15 protein-coding genes are annotated in these 13645 nt (G+C 57.1%); 9 read left to right on the top strand and 6 right to left on the bottom strand.

What is annotated here, in order from left to right; genetic code table 11:
- Window positions 1-49 precede the first annotated feature (49 nt).
- Window positions 50-706, top strand: a complete 657-nt coding sequence (gene ribB, locus B4M48_RS00145) for a 3,4-dihydroxy-2-butanone-4-phosphate synthase (protein WP_039380221.1) — start codon at window positions 50-52, stop codon at window positions 704-706.
- 39 nt (window positions 707-745) lie between these two features.
- Here ribB and zupT read toward each other — a convergent pair whose 3' ends face one another.
- Window positions 746-1513, bottom strand: a complete 768-nt coding sequence (gene zupT, locus B4M48_RS00150; protein WP_039380219.1) for a zinc transporter ZupT — start codon at window positions 1511-1513, stop codon at window positions 746-748.
- Window positions 1514-1709: 196 nt separating this feature from the next.
- Between zupT and ygiD the strand changes: the two genes are divergently transcribed.
- Window positions 1710-2489: a 4,5-DOPA dioxygenase extradiol gene (ygiD, locus tag B4M48_RS00155; RefSeq protein ID WP_169713297.1), complete on the top strand. Its 780-nt coding sequence runs from the start codon at window positions 1710-1712 to the stop codon at window positions 2487-2489.
- 52 nt (window positions 2490-2541) lie between these two features.
- On the opposite strand, the gene B4M48_RS00160 is transcribed toward ygiD, so the two are convergent.
- The 3 genes from B4M48_RS00160 to tolC all read right to left on the bottom strand — a co-directional run bounded on the left by B4M48_RS00160 (window position 2542) and on the right by tolC (window position 5996).
- Window positions 2542-3705 (bottom strand): glutathionylspermidine synthase family protein, encoded by a 1164-nt coding sequence (locus B4M48_RS00160; RefSeq protein ID WP_104085425.1) that lies wholly within the window; start codon window positions 3703-3705, stop codon window positions 2542-2544.
- 7 nt (window positions 3706-3712) lie between these two features.
- Window positions 3713-4387, bottom strand: coding sequence for a DUF1190 family protein (locus B4M48_RS00165; protein ID WP_039380215.1), 675 nt, complete (start codon window positions 4385-4387; stop codon window positions 3713-3715).
- A 139-nt stretch (window positions 4388-4526) separates the two neighbouring features.
- On the bottom strand, window positions 4527-5996 hold the full coding sequence (tolC, locus tag B4M48_RS00170; protein WP_288655719.1) for an outer membrane channel protein TolC: 1470 nt from the start codon (window positions 5994-5996) through the stop codon (window positions 4527-4529).
- Window positions 5997-6209: 213 nt separating this feature from the next.
- Here tolC and nudF point away from each other — a divergent pair, with 213 nt between their 5' ends.
- From nudF to B4M48_RS00200, 6 genes are read left to right on the top strand one after another with little or no spacing between them, the layout of a single operon-like run.
- Window positions 6210-6845, top strand: coding sequence for an ADP-ribose diphosphatase (nudF, locus tag B4M48_RS00175; RefSeq protein WP_288655720.1), 636 nt, complete (start codon window positions 6210-6212; stop codon window positions 6843-6845).
- Complete coding sequence (locus B4M48_RS00180; RefSeq protein ID WP_039380208.1) at window positions 6842-7267, top strand: DUF1249 family protein; 426 nt, start codon at window positions 6842-6844, stop codon at window positions 7265-7267. The genes nudF and B4M48_RS00180 overlap by 4 nt, the downstream gene beginning before the upstream one ends.
- Before the next feature lie 42 nt (window positions 7268-7309).
- Window positions 7310-8137, top strand: coding sequence for a 3',5'-cyclic-AMP phosphodiesterase (cpdA, locus tag B4M48_RS00185; RefSeq protein WP_039380205.1), 828 nt, complete (start codon window positions 7310-7312; stop codon window positions 8135-8137).
- 3 nt (window positions 8138-8140) lie between these two features.
- Entirely contained in the window at window positions 8141-8722 is a 582-nt protein-coding gene (gene yqiA, locus B4M48_RS00190) for an esterase YqiA (protein WP_039380202.1), read from the top strand.
- Between the two features lie 45 nt (window positions 8723-8767).
- The gene (gene parE / locus B4M48_RS00195) at window positions 8768-10663 is read left to right on the top strand and encodes a DNA topoisomerase IV subunit B (protein ID WP_039380200.1); all 1896 of its coding nucleotides are present in this window, start codon (window positions 8768-8770) and stop codon (window positions 10661-10663) included.
- A gap of 29 nt (window positions 10664-10692) precedes the next feature.
- Window positions 10693-11592 (top strand): LysR substrate-binding domain-containing protein, encoded by a 900-nt coding sequence (locus B4M48_RS00200; protein ID WP_039385639.1) that lies wholly within the window; start codon window positions 10693-10695, stop codon window positions 11590-11592.
- A 53-nt stretch (window positions 11593-11645) separates the two neighbouring features.
- On the opposite strand, the gene B4M48_RS00205 is transcribed toward B4M48_RS00200, so the two are convergent.
- Both B4M48_RS00205 and B4M48_RS00210 read right to left on the bottom strand, forming a co-directional pair.
- Window positions 11646-11954, bottom strand: a complete 309-nt coding sequence (locus B4M48_RS00205) for a putative quinol monooxygenase (RefSeq protein WP_039380197.1) — start codon at window positions 11952-11954, stop codon at window positions 11646-11648.
- 31 nt (window positions 11955-11985) lie between these two features.
- Window positions 11986-12567 (bottom strand): NAD(P)H-dependent oxidoreductase, encoded by a 582-nt coding sequence (locus B4M48_RS00210; RefSeq protein ID WP_071669235.1) that lies wholly within the window; start codon window positions 12565-12567, stop codon window positions 11986-11988.
- A gap of 161 nt (window positions 12568-12728) precedes the next feature.
- Between B4M48_RS00210 and B4M48_RS00215 the strand changes: the two genes are divergently transcribed.
- Window positions 12729-13493 (top strand): transporter substrate-binding domain-containing protein, encoded by a 765-nt coding sequence (locus B4M48_RS00215; protein ID WP_039380192.1) that lies wholly within the window; start codon window positions 12729-12731, stop codon window positions 13491-13493.
- The last annotated feature ends 152 nt before the right edge of the window (window positions 13494-13645 follow it).

Consider the following 13645-nt stretch of genomic DNA (forward strand, 5'->3'; position numbering starts at 1 on the left):
TAAGCTCGCCCTGGTTCTGGTAACTCATAATATTTTAAGGTTAATTACCATGAATCAGACGCTTCTTTCTGAATTTGGCACGCCGGAACAGCGTGTAGAACGTGCACTTGACGCACTGCGTAACGGTCGCGGTGTGATGGTTCTTGACGATGAAGATCGCGAGAACGAAGGCGATATGATTTTTGCCGCCGAGACCATGACCACAGAGCAGATGGCGCTGACTATCCGCCACGGCAGCGGCATTGTCTGCCTCTGCATCAATGAGGCCCGCCGCCAGCAGCTCGATCTGCCGATGATGGTAGAGAACAACACCAGCTCTTACGGCACCGGATTTACCGTTACGATTGAAGCCGCAGCGGGAGTGACCACCGGCGTCTCTGCAGCTGACCGCATCACCACTATCCGCGCCGCGATTGCTGATAATGCTAAACCGGCTGACCTGCACCGTCCGGGACACGTTTTCCCGCTGCGCGCGCGCGAAGGTGGCGTACTGACGCGCGGCGGTCATACCGAGGCCACGCTCGATCTGGTCACGCTTGCGGGCTTCAGGCCGGCTGGCGTCCTGTGCGAGCTGACTAACGACGATGGCAGCATGGCGCGCGCCCCTGAAGCGATCGCGTTTGCGCAGCAGCATGATATGCCCGTGGTGACCATTGAAGATCTGGTGGCTTACCGCCGCCAGCGTGAGACCCGTCAGGCCAGCTAAAGCTGGCATACAAAAGCAGACCAGCCGGAGGGCGGGAAATCAGCCCGCGCCGGCGGTCTGCAGCAGCGTCAGACTCAGCCCCATCACCGTCATCCCACACAGCACGCCATAGCTCGGGTTATTGTGCGGATCGATTTCGCGCGCCAGCGGCATCAGTTCATCCACCGAAAGTGCGACCATAATCCCTGCGACGGCGGCCATAATGGCAGCAATCACTACCGGCGACAGCGCCGGACCGAGCAGCAGAAAGGCAATGACGCCGCCCAGAATTTCCGCCATACCAGAAATACAGGCCCAGAACAGCGCTTTGGCTTTGGAACCGGTCGCCGCGTACATCGGCCCGGCAACCGCCAGTCCTTCAGGAATATTGTGGATGGCCACGGCTAAAGCGATGCCCAGCCCCAGCTCCATATCGCTGCTGGCAGTAACAAAGGTGGCGACCCCTTCAGGAAAATTGTGCAGGCTGATGCCCAGCGTCAGCAGCACAGCAGTTCGCTTCAGGTTAACGGGACGACCCTGAGTGGCCATCAGATCCTGCGGATGCTGATGCGGCAGCAGGCGATCCATCGCGAAATAGCCGATCAGGCCGAGCATAAACATACCGTATCCCAGCATCGGTGACATTCCTGCAGTATGCAGCGCCGCTGGCAGCATCTCCATCAGCGAAATCAGTAGCATAATGCCGGCGGCGAAGCCGAGCGCAAAGGCGAGCAGACGGTTTGACGGCTTTTGACCGAGAATGCCAAACAGGGCGCCAATAAAGGTGGCACCACCGGCCAGAATAGTGAGCAGTAAAGGCACCGACATAGCAAGCTCCATGATGATAATGATTACCAGTTACATTATAATTAACCTTATAAAATATCGAGTTATTAAGCGTAAAGTTATGTCGTTCACGCTTATTCAAATTTGCTGACAGACATTATCACGCTTCTCCGCGTTTAAGTGGCCTGGCAAGCGCGTATTGTGACGCTTATGAAAGCAACAGCGGTGAGGTGTGAAAATGTGTGATGGCCGTATGCCTGCTCTGTTTCTGGGTCATGGCAGCCCGATGAACGTGCTGGAAGAGAACCGTTATACCCGGGTATGGCAGCAGCTGGGCAGAGATCTGCCGCGCCCGCGCGCTATTCTCGCGATTTCCGCGCACTGGTACACGCGCGGAACGCGGGTAACCGCCATGGAACAGCCACGCACTATTCACGATTTCGGCGGATTTCCGCAGGCGCTGTTTGACGTGCGCTACCCGGCACCCGGATCGCCTGCGCTGGCGCAGCGCGTAACGGAGCTGCTGCCGGCGGCAGAAAAAGATGAGAGCTGGGGGTTCGATCACGGCTCGTGGGGCCTGCTGGCCAAAATCTATCCTGAGGCGGATATTCCGCTGGTGCAGCTCAGCGTGGACAGTACCCGGCCCGCCGCATGGCATTTTGAGGCCGGACGTAAGCTGGCTGCGCTGCGCGATGAGGGGATCCTGCTGGTTGCGAGCGGCAACGTGGTACATAACCTGCGCAAGCTGCAGTGGCAGGGGAGTGCGCCGGCGTATCCATGGGCCGAAGCGTTTAACCAGTATGTGCGCGATAATCTGCCCAGCGACGCGCCGGCAGCCGATCATCCGCTGGTTAACTATCAGCAGCATCCGGGCGCGGCGCTTTCGCATCCGACCGCTGAACACTATCTGCCGCTGCTCTATATTCTGGGCGCACGCGCAGCGGGTGAGGCGGTCAGCGTGCCGGTTGAGGGCATGGAGATGGGCGCAATCAGTATGCTGTCAGCGCAGGTGGGATAACGGCCCGCGGCGTCGCAGGCCGGAAGGGGGCGCACCGGAATGCGCCACCAGGTTAGCCGATAAAAGTATGCGGATAGAAGCGCGACAGATCCTGGGTGATCAGCGCCCGATCTTCGCGTAAGCCAATCCCCGCCGGCTGATCGTCTATCAGCCAGCTGCCAATCAGCGTATAGCTGTCGCCAAATCGAGGCAGCGCGCAGAACTGCTGGATAATCATACCCTCTTCGCCATAGGGACCGTCAGCGCGCGCAATTTCGTTGCCGTTTTCAATAATACGGATGTTGGCGCCCTCACGGGAGAAGAGCGGCTTCACCACATATTTATCCATCTGCGGCGCCTGGCTGTCATCTGCAAACCAGGCGGGCAGCAGATTGGGATGGTCCGGGAACATCTCCCACAGCAGCGGCAGCAGGGCTTTATTGGAGAGGATGCTTTTCCAGGCGGGTTCCAGCCAGCGTACGCCGGCATCGGCCAGCTTGGTCGAGAACACCTCGCGCAGCATGAACTCCCAGGGGTAGAGCTTGAACAGGTTGCTGATGACGCGATCGTGCTGGTCGGTAAACTGGCCTTTTTCCCCTAGTCCAATCTCGTCGATATAGAGAAACTCGCCGGGAAGTCCCGCTTCTGTGGCGCAATCCTGCAGATACTGTACCGTCGCGCGGTCCTCTTCCGTATCACGGCAGCAGGCAAAGTGCAGCCAGTTAAAGCCGTGCTGCTGCTGCAGAACCGCAAACCGCTCAATCAGCTTCTCCTGCAGGCTGTTAAACTGATCGCTGCCCGCCGGCAGGTTGCCCGCTTTGAGCTGATCTTCGAGCCAGATCCACTGAAAAAAAGCGGCCTCATAGAGTGACGTCGGCGTGTCGGCGTTGTTTTCCAGCAGCTTGATCTCACCGCTGCCATCCCACACCAGATCCAGACGGGAATAGAGCGAAGGCTGACGCTGAGCCCAGGATTCGCGGACAAACTCCCAGGTGTGTTTCGGAATGCAGAAGCGGGTCAGCAGCGCATCGCTGTTAACCACTTTTTCCACCGCCTGCAGGCACATCTGATGCAGCTCTGCCGTAACGCTTTCCAGCGTCTCTACCTGTGCCAGCGTGAACTGATAATAGGCCTCTTCACACCAGTAGGGCTCACCATACATCGTGTGAAACTGAAAGCCATATTCAGTGGCTTTTGCGCGCCAGTCCGGGCGTTCGCTGATAGCAATACGTTGCATACGGCGCTTAGCCTCCCAGCGAGCGACTGCTGGTGCCGCTGGCGCTGCTGCGCTGCATACTGTTTTGCTTCGCGACCGTCTCACCAAAGCCACCGCGGGTAATGGTCGAGGTCGTGGCCGGTTTAGGTGCCATGGCGGTTTTAGGCACGTTCATGGTACGGCCAGAGGTCGCTGAGCCATAGTTTTTACCGGCGGCGTCTACGAACTGTCCGTTAGCCGGGCTGGCAGGCGTTTTAGGGGAAAACAGCGGCTGCTGAGCAAAACCGGCGCCGCCGCCCATCATACGTCCCATCATGTAGCCAGCCATCAGCGGCATCCAGAAGCCGCCGCTGTGCTGTGCTTCGGCATTGTTTGCGGTGGTGCCCGCACCCGCCTGAGCCGGTGCCTGCTGGCACTGATTTTCGCCAAATTCCGCCACGCAATCTTCGCGTGAGGCATATTTAGGCGCGGTGCGCTCCGCCTCTTTCAGCGCATTGTTATAAGCGGCTTTACACTGACCGCTCTGATCCGGATTGGCTTTCGCACAGTCGTCAGCATTCTGATAGAGCGAAACTGTTTCGTCGCTCTGTTCGCAGCCTGCCAGCATAAATACTGCAGTGACCGCCAGCGCGACGGGCGTAAGATGACGTGCCTGCCAGCCTTTACGAAAAGCGGCATGACGGATATTTTTTGTCCGTTTCATAGTGATTATCCTGTACCCAGAGTTGCAGTCAGGATAGGTGATGCGAGGGGGGATTTAAAGCGTGAAGCCTGACAGGGCGCGGATCTTTACGTAGCTATACGTTCAAATGCGAAAGGGGCCGCAGGGGCCCCTTTTGCTGTCAGCGGCTGAATGGATTGCCGCTGTTGCGCGCTGCCGGCTGAACAGACGCCGCCGGAGCGGAAGCTGCCGCCTGCGGTGCGCTGTCGGCCTGTGCAGTCTGCTGGCTATTTTCCGGCGCGACGACTTCAGGTGAGGTCGTCACCTCTTTGCCCAGCGCGCTGTTCAGCTGCTGCAGGTCCTGCTCATTGAGAGTACCCAGCGCATATTTGATATTCAGCTGGTTAATCAGATAGCTGTAGCGCGCGTTGGAGAGCTGCTGTTTAGCGTTAAACAGCGTAGTGGTCGCGTCCAGTACATCAACAATCGTACGGGTACCCACCTGATAGCCTGCTTCAGAGGCGTCGAGTGAGCTTTGCGCAGAGATCACTGCCTGTTTGTACGCATCAATGCTGCTGATTGACGCATTCACGTTGTTAAACGAGGAGCGTACGGTCTGCACCGCGCTGCGATGCGCGCCTTCCAGCTGTTCGCTGGCGGCGACAAAGTTGTACTGCGCCTGTTTCACCTGCGAGGTCACTGAACCACCGCTGTAGAGCGGTAATGAGAAGCTCAGGCCGACCTGATTTGAACCCGAGATCGAGTCGTTATTGGTGATGCTCTGATTCGCCCGGCTGCCGCTATATTTATTGTTAGACAGACCGGTCGACGCCGTCAGATCCAGCGTAGGCATATGGCCCGATTCAGCATAGCGGATCTGCTCACGAGCCAGATCCTGGCTCAGGCGCGCAGAGAGCAGGTTAAGGTTGCGACTCTCAGCCTGCTTTAACAGGCTGGCGACCGCATCAGGCCGTGCTGTTTTAAAGCGATCGATGCTCAGCGAGGCCAGGGAGAGGTAGTCCATCCCGGTGATCTGACGCAGCGATTCAACCGCATTATCCAGCGTGTTTCGGGCCGTCACTTCATTCGCCAGCACGCTGTCATACTGGGCGCGGGCGTTCTGTACATCGGTAATCGCCACCAGGCCGACATTAAAGCGCTGCGTGGTTTGATCCAGCTCGCGATAAATGGACTGTTTCTGCGCTTCGGTATAGGAGAGCGTATCAATCGCATTCAGCACGTTGAAGTAGGCGGTAGCGGTATTGAGGATCAGATCCTGCTGCGCGACCTGGTAGGTGACATCCTGAATGCCGGCAGTTTTTTCCTGCAGCGTCAGGCTGCGCCACTTTGACATATCAAAAATCGTCTGCGTTAATTGCAGCGAGGCGCTTTTGGTAGTGGTGTTCAGTCCGCTGTTATCACGATAGCCGTTGTTATAGGTGTAATCTGCACCCAGGCCCAGCTGCGGCAGCAACGGGCTGCGCGCTTCGTTGATCTTTTCAAACGCAGCGTCGCGATCGGCGGCAGAGGCACGCAGATCGGGATTGCTCAGGCGCGCCTGCTGATAAACCTGCATCAGGTTTTCTGCCTGGCTGGCAAGGCTGAATCCGCCCAGGCTCAGTCCAATAAAAAATGGGAGCAGTTTTTTCATTTGCATTCCTTTTGTTGCAGCCTGTGACGCGAAAAGTGCTGCTGCTAAGCCAAAAAAATAATCGCCGATTTTACAGAGGCGCTGTCAGAGATAGGTTGGCTGAACGTGCCTTCTTTCCCTAATTTACGTAAATAATTCAGAAAGAACCACTCGGATGGAGCACAAGGGTTGGCTTTTCGATGCTCTATCCCAATCTGCATAAGGAACCAGACGATGGCGGGCGAAAAAAAATCCCCTGTGACTTTCACAAAAAACGATGTAGAAATTATTGCACGCGATACCCGTTATGACGGTTTTTTTTCCATCGTCAGCTATCGCTTTCGCCACCGCCTTTTTAATGGCGGAATGAGTGGTGAAGTGGTGCGTGAAGTTTTCGAGCGCGGACACGCCGCCGTGCTGCTACCCTATGATCCCCTGCGCGACGAAGTCGTCTTAATCGAACAGATCCGCATTCCGGCTCTTGATTCCAGCGCCACACCCTGGCTGCTGGAGATGGTGGCAGGTATCATTGAGCCCGGAGAAACGCCGGAAGAGGTCGTACGACGCGAAGCACAGGAAGAAGCGGGCCTGAATGTCGGGCGCGTGAAACCGGTTATCAGTTATTTAGCCAGCCCTGGCGGCACCTCTGAACGGTTGTCGGTGCTGGTGGGTGAAGTGGATGCCAGCCTGGCAGAAGGGAACCATGGGCTGGAGGAAGAGAATGAGGATATTCTCGTACATGTGGTGAGCCGCAAACAGGCTTATCGCTGGGTGGAAGAGGGGATTATTGATAACGCAGCTTCTGTCATTGCGCTGCAATGGCTGGCGTTGCACCATGAAACACTACGACGTGAGTGGAAGGTAAAATGAAACAGCGCTATACCCCTGATTTTCCCGAAATGATGCGCCTGTGCGAAACGAACTTCGCGCAGCTGCGTCGCCTGCTGCCGCGCAGTGATGAAGCAGGCGCCTCGGTGCTCTATCAGGTCAACGGCGCCCGTTATCAGCTGACGATTGAAGAATCAACGCGTTATACCACGCTGGTTGAAATCCGGCAGGTGGCGCCGGCGGTAAGCTACTGGAGTCTGCCCGCGATGTCAGTGCGGCTCTATCACGATGCGATGGTCGCTGAAGTGTGTTCCACACAGCAGATCTATCGCTTTAAAGCACGCTATGATTATCCTAATAAAAAATTGCATCAGCGTGATGAAAAACATCAGATTAACCAGTTTCTGGCTGACTGGCTGCGCTACTGCCTGGCGCACGGTGCTCTGGCCGTGCCTGTTTGCTAAACGCGTCTGACGCATTGATGGCGTGGAGATTAAGGAAACGCTTTGGATAGCCTGCTCACTTTTCCTGCGGCACCAGGATCCGCGATCCGGATCCTGCAGATCACTGATACCCATCTCTTCGCGGGGAAGCACCAATCTTTGCTGGGGGTTAACACCTGGGCGAGCTTCGATGCGGTGCTGGATGCTATCGCGGCACAGCAGCACGAATATGATCTGATTATCGCGACCGGCGATCTGGCGCAGGATCATACCGTGGAAGCGTACCAGCATTTTGTTGCCGGTATTGCCCGCCTGCAAAAGCCATGCGTCTGGCTGCCCGGTAATCACGATTTCCAGCCAGCGATGGTGAATACCCTCGCCGAAGCAGGCATAGCGGCAGATAAACACGTTCTGCTGGGGGAGCAGTGGCAGCTGCTGCTGCTCGATAGCCAGGTATCTGGCGTGCCACACGGCATGCTGAGCGACTATCAGCTGGAGTGGCTGGCAGCGTCACTTGCGCGGTTTCCTGGGCGGCACTCGCTCATCCTGCTGCACCATCATCCGGTGCCTTCCGGCTGTACCTGGCTCGATCAGCATAGCCTGCGTAACCCGCACCAGCTGGAAGCGGTGTTACAGGCTTTTCCGCAGGCGCAGCATCTGGTATGTGGCCACATTCATCAGGAGCTCGATCTTCACTGGCAGGGGCGCCGGGTTCTGGCCTCGCCTTCTACCTGCGTCCAGTTCAAACCGCACTGCACCAGTTTCACCATCGACACGCTGGCCCCCGGCTGGCGCTGGCTGACATTAGCGGCGGATGGCTCACTGGAGACGGAAGTGAATCGCCTGCAAAGCGATATGTTCCGGCCGGACCTTGACTCAGATGGGTACTGATTAATGGCCACGCTGCTCTATCTGCACGGATTTAATAGCTCGCCGCAGTCAGCCAAAGCGACGCAGCTGCAGGCGTGGTGCGCCGCAGCGCAGCCGCACATTAATGTTCTGGTGCCTCAGCTGCCCGCTTTTCCGGAGGAGGCAGCCAGCCTGCTGGAAGAGTTAGTGATGCAGCATACCGGCGAACCGCTGGGGCTGGTTGGCTCATCGCTGGGCGGCTATTTCGCGACCTGGCTGTCGCAATGTTTTATGCTGCCAGCGGTGGTGGTGAATCCGGCGGTACGTCCGTTTGAGCTGCTGACGGATTATCTGGGCGAGAACCGTAATCCCTACACCGGCCAGCAATATGTGTTAGAGTCACGCCATATTTACGATCTGAAAGTGATGCAGATTGACCCGCTTGATGCGCCCGATCTGCTCTGGCTATTGCAGCAGACCGGCGATGAGATCCTCGACTATCGCCAGGCACTGAATTACTACAGCGCATGCCGGCAGACGGTTGAAGCGGGCGGCAATCACGCCTTTATCGGATTTGAACGCCATTTTACGCAGATAGTAGATTTTCTGGGTTTATCCCTCTCCTAAGCTGCGTCATGGGCTCCTTTTTCTCTTGTTCATCAGACAAATACAATGAGCCAATCAAACTATAATGCTGACGCGATTGAGGTCCTGACCGGCCTTGAGCCTGTGCGTCGCCGTCCGGGTATGTATACCGATACCACCCGGCCAAACCATCTGGGTCAGGAAGTTATCGATAACAGCGTCGATGAAGCGCTGGCGGGCCATGCCAGCCGGGTCGAGGTGATCCTGCACGCCGATCAGTCACTGGAAGTGATCGACGACGGGCGCGGTATGCCGGTGGATATCCATCCGGAAGAGGGCGTACCGGCCGTTGAACTGATCCTGTGCCGGCTGCACGCAGGCGGTAAATTCTCCGGTAAAAACTATCAGTTTTCCGGTGGCCTGCACGGCGTGGGCATCTCGGTTGTCAACGCGCTCTCCACGCGGGTGGAAGTGACCGTACGGCGTAATGGTGAAGTGTATCGTATCGCTTTTGAGCATGGCGAAAAGGTTGAAGACCTGAAAGTGATAGGTACGGTCGCCAAACGTAACACGGGCACCAGCGTGCATTTCTGGCCTGACGTCAGCTTCTTCGACAGCCCGCGCTTCTCCGTATCGCGCCTGAAACACCTGCTTAAAGCCAAAGCGGTACTCTGTCCCGGCGTTGAGATTGTCTTTAAAGATAAGGTGAACAACAGCGAGCAGACCTGGCTCTATCAGGATGGTCTGACCGATTATCTGAGTGAGGCGGTCAACGGGCTGCCCACGCTGCCGGAAACGCCGTTTACGGGCAGCTTTGCCGGTGACGTGGAAGCGGTAGACTGGGCGCTGCTGTGGTTACCGGAAGGGGGCGAGCTGCTGACGGAAAGCTACGTTAACCTGATCCCGACCATGCAGGGCGGAACGCACGTAAACGGTCTGCGCCAGGGACTGCTGGATGCCATGCGCGAATTCTGCGAATACCGCAATATTTTACCGCGCGGCGTTAAGCTGTCAGCGGAAGATATCTGGGATCGCTGCGCCTATGTGTTATCGGTAAAAATGCAGGATCCGCAGTTTGCCGGTCAGACCAAAGAGCGTCTCTCCTCGCGCCAGTGCGCGGCCTTTGTGTCGGCGGTGGTGAAAGATGCGTTCAGCCTGTGGCTGAATCAGAACGTGCAGGCGGCAGAAATGCTGGCTGAGCTGGCGATCTCCAGCGCGCAGCGCCGTATGCGCGCGGCGAAAAAGGTGGTGCGTAAAAAACTCACCAGCGGGCCGGCGCTGCCGGGCAAGCTGGCAGACTGCACCGCCCAGGATCTGAATAAAACCGAGCTGTTCCTGGTTGAGGGTGACTCAGCGGGCGGCTCGGCCAAGCAGGCGCGCGATCGCGAATACCAGGCGATTATGCCGCTGAAGGGAAAGATCCTGAACACCTGGGAAGTCTCTTCTGATGAGGTACTGGCGTCGCAGGAGGTGCATGACATTTCCGTAGCGATTGGTATCGACCCGGATAGCGAAGATCTGAGCCAGCTGCGCTACGGCAAAATCTGTATTCTGGCGGATGCGGACTCCGATGGCCTGCACATCGCCACGCTGCTGTGCGCGCTGTTTGTGAAGCACTTCCGTTCACTGGTGCAGCAGGGACACGTCTATGTTGCGATGCCGCCGCTCTATCGTATCGACCTCGGTAAAGAGGTCTATTATGCGCTGGATGAAGATGAAAAAGAGGGCGTGCTGGAGCAGCTGAAGCGGAAAAAAGGCAAGCCGAACGTACAGCGTTTTAAAGGGCTGGGTGAAATGAACCCGCTGCAGCTGCGCGAAACCACGCTCGATCCAAATACCCGGCGTCTGGTACAGCTGACCATTGCCGATGAGGATATTGAGCAGACTCTGCGCGTAATGGATATGCTGCTGGCGAAGAAACGCTCCGAAGATCGCCGCAACTGGCTACAGGAGAAAGGCGATCTCGCCGATCTCGACGTTTAATGACGGCGACGCGCGCTGAGGATAACACGGTGAAAATTACTCTCGAAGAGCTGCGCGCCTGGGTGGCGGTGGTCGACAGCGGTTCGATCACCGCCGCTGCAGAACAGCTGGAGCAGACCACCTCCGGTATCAGCCGCGCGCTCAGCCGGCTGGAGAGTAAGTTACAGACCACGCTGATGCACCGCACCACGCGCCGTCTGGCGCTGACCGATGAGGGCGCGATTTTTCTTGAGCACGCCCGCCAGATCCTCACCTCCGTTGAGCGGGCCGAAGAGCAGATAGCCCGCCGCCGTGAGACGCCTGCCGGGCGACTGCGCATTAACGCCAATACCCCCTTTATGCTGCACGTCATCGTGCCGCTGCTGGCGGAGTTCCGGCAACGCTATCCGCAAATTGAACTTGAACTCAACACCGACGACATCGTTATCGATCTGCTGGAACAGCAAACGGATATCGCTATTCGCATTGGCGAACTGCGCGACTCGACGCTGCGCGCCAGGGTGTTAGGCAGCAGCGCGACGCGACTGGTAGCCAGTCCGGACTATCTGGCAAAACATGGCATACCCGATAGCGTAGCCGCGCTGAGCCAGCACCAGCTGATCGGGTTCAGCCAGCTGGATACCCATAACATCTGGCCCGTCTGGCAGCAGGAGGGAGAGTTTCTGCGTATTAAACCCACCCTGACCGCCTCCAGCGGCGAAACGCTGCGCCAGCTGGCCCTGCAGGGGCTGGGTATTGTCAGGCTCTCTGATTTTGTCAGCCGGGAAGATCGCGAACAGGGGCGGCTGATGGATGTGCTGGCGAGCGAAACCCGGGAGCTACGTTTGCCGGTGCACGCCGTCTACTATCGCAACCAGACGCTGAGTTCGCGCGTCACCTGCTTTCTCGATTTCCTGCAGGAGAAAATCCAGCGTCAGCAGCTGATTTAAGCATTCGGGCGGCAGACGCTCCGGCATAGCCAGAGCGTTGCCTGAGGAGAGGATCAGCTGGCCGGTTCCAGCACCAGGATTTTTACATCCACCACGTCGTCTTTGATGCGGGCGCGATGTGCATCCATATGCGGCATCTGCTGATGCTGCTCCAGCGCCCGCAGCGAGGCCCACTGCTCCAGCATAAAAATGGAGTCAGGTGAGTTTTGCTTCCACGGCACCTGCGCCTGATGGTCGAGCAGCGCATCATACTGATGGCAACCCTCCTCCTGCAGTACCGCCGGAATCAGCTCATTGATGGCATCCAGCACCGCCTGACGACGGCCCGGTTTAACACAAATTTCAGCGACGACTGTTAACATAGCGCTTCCTCTTTTCCCGTTGTGCTTACAGTTAAGCAAAGATTGCGCTGAGATGAGTCCGATAACGCGCAATATCGCGCGGCACATCGGGCTGTTTGATAACGTCGTTGCAGATAAAGGTAGGCAGCGCCTCCATTCCGAGGAACTGGTTGGCCTTATGGAAGTGCAGATAGAGGCCATCCACGCCCACGCCTTCAAAGAACTGATCGGCTTCAGTAAAGGCTTCCAGCGGCGCGTTCCACGTCAGCGACAGCATATATTTTTTACCCTGAATCAGGCCGCCGGAACCATATTTTTTGCTGGCGTCGCTGCGTGAGCGGCCATCGCTGGCGTAAAGTTTGCCGTGACCTTCGGTAAAGATCTCATCGATATATTTCTTCACCGTCCACGGCTCGCCCATCCACCAGCCCGGCATCTGATAGATCACCACATCGCTGTCCAGATACTTCTGGATCTCCTCTGCGACGTCGTAGTTACTGTCGGCCAGCGTGACAGAGACCTGATGACCGAGATCGCGCAGCTGACTGGCCGCGACGTCGGTCAGCGTATGGTTAAGTTCGCCTTTTGAGTGAGCAAAGGTTTTGCCACCGTCAATGATCAGAATGTTGCTCATACTGTTTTGCACCTGAATGTTAGTTTGATACGGCACACTCTACGCGCGAAAGTTGCGGGGAAAAACGTGCCACGGGTCACAATACTGTTGCTTATAAAGCAATAATGCTCCGGCGTGTGAAACACTCTGTGCGCAACCCGGAATTAAAATAAGAAGAGGCTATGAAAAAACAGATCACTATCGCGCTGCTGCTGGTAGCGGGCACGGCTCAGGCGCAGTCACGTCTCGATCTCATTCAGCAGCAGCAGACGCTGCGCGTCTGTACCACTGGCGACTATAAGCCTTACAGCTTTCTGCGCAGTGATGGAAAATATGAAGGGCTGGATATCAGCATGGCGGAGTCGCTGGCCGCCAGCCTGGGCGCCAGAGTCGCGTGGGTGCCGACCACCTGGAAAAAACTGAGCGCCGATTTTGTTGCCCGCCAGTGCGATATCGCACTGGGCGGCGTATCGGTCACGCTGAAGCGTCAGAAAATCGCCTGGTTTGCCCGACCGCTCGGCACAGATGGCAAAATTCCGCTGGTGCGCTGTGAGGACAAAGCGCGCTATCAGACCATTGCGCAGATAAACCGGCGTGAGGTGCGGGTCATCGAGCCTGCCGGAGGCACTAACGAAGCGTTCGTGCACAGCCATCTGCCGCAGGCTACGCTGCAGCTGGCAGAGAATACGACCATCTTTCAGCAGCTGACGGATAAAAAAGCGGACGTGATGATCACCGACGCGTCTGAAGCGCAGTTTCAGCAGCAGCACTATCCGTCGCTATGCGCCATTAATCCGGATAAGCCGATGCAGTATGGTGAAAAAGCTTACATGCTGCCGCGCGATGATATGAGCTGGAAACTCTACGTGGATCAGTGGCTGCATCTGGCGACTGCCACGGGCGAATATGCGGCGATCCAGCAAGCGTGGCTGGGTAAAGTGCCCTGATGCGGTATGACGTCACACCGGGTTTTCTGCAGCAAAATCAGCGGTTTTATCAAAGGGCAAAAGCGGCCGGATCCGCCTGCTGCGCTGTTGTTTTTTAACGCAAACCTTTCTGCCGCAGAGACACGGCTTCTCTGTGACTAACTCGCGTGAAT

The organism is Pantoea sp. UBA6567, from assembly GCF_002434165.1.
GTDB lineage: Bacteria > Pseudomonadota > Gammaproteobacteria > Enterobacterales > Enterobacteriaceae > Pantoea > Pantoea eucrina.